This window comes from Streptomyces sp. SID12501 (assembly GCF_010550245.1).
GTDB lineage: Bacteria > Actinomycetota > Actinomycetes > Streptomycetales > Streptomycetaceae > Streptomyces.
In genome coordinates, this window is record NZ_JAAGLU010000712.1 from 1 (window position 1) to 432 (window position 432).

A 432-nucleotide genomic window follows, 5' to 3' on the forward strand; every position below is an offset into this window, starting at 1 on the left:
CCCCGGGGTGTGGACCACCCTGGCCGGCTACCAGGGCGGTTTCACCGAGAACCCCGCGTACGAGGAGGTCTGCTCCGGCCTGACCGGGCACACCGAGGTCGTCCGCGTGGTCTTCGACCCGGCGCTCGTCTCCTACGAGGCCCTCCTGAAGCTGTTCTGGGAGTCCCACGACCCGACCCAGGGCTTCCGCCAGGGCAACGACGTGGGCACGCAGTACCGCTCCGCGGTGTTCTTCACGACGCCTGAGCAGGGCGCGGCCGCGCAGGAGACGCGTGACGCGTTCGCACCGGTGCTCAAGGCCCGCGGCTACGGGGACGTGACCACGGAGATCCGCCCGGTCGAGGAGGCCGGCACGTTCTACTACGCCGAGGACTACCACCAGCAGTACCTCGAGAAGAACCCGGCGGGGTACCGCCCGGTGAACTCCCCCGG

At 70.4% G+C, this 432-nt stretch carries 1 protein-coding gene; it reads left to right on the forward strand.

Annotated elements, in window-relative coordinates:
• The coding region (msrA, locus tag G3I71_RS48055; RefSeq protein WP_164325273.1) for a peptide-methionine (S)-S-oxide reductase MsrA at window positions 1-432 on the forward strand (432 nt) is incomplete at both ends.